General features: G+C 57.6%; 1 protein-coding gene. It reads right to left on the bottom strand.

The features are described from left to right. The coding region (locus RZA33_RS19855) for a hypothetical protein (protein WP_317510131.1) at nucleotides 1-231 on the bottom strand (231 nt) is incomplete at both ends.

Below are 231 nucleotides of genomic sequence, written 5' to 3'. Positions count from 1 at the left end.
TCAGAATGCGGGTTGCTTCTGCTATTCCAGCCAGTGTCGCAACCGGGGCAAGAAACCGGACGTCGCCCTGACTGGCAAAATTCGCGTTCTGGAATCCCGCAAGATTGTAACCCGTCCCGTTTTCCCGACCACTGGTCAAGAACCGGACATCGTTCTGGAAATCAATCAGATCGGCGGCGACATTGAAGGTCGCTTGCGTGCTCGCCGACGACGGCGTCAGCGACAGTGCTG

This window comes from Halovibrio sp. HP20-59 (assembly GCF_033052795.2).
Classification (GTDB): Bacteria; Pseudomonadota; Gammaproteobacteria; order Pseudomonadales; family Halomonadaceae; genus Vreelandella.
The sequence above is the reverse complement of the archived record's forward strand: the minus strand, read 5'-3'. Positions and strand labels throughout refer to the sequence as shown.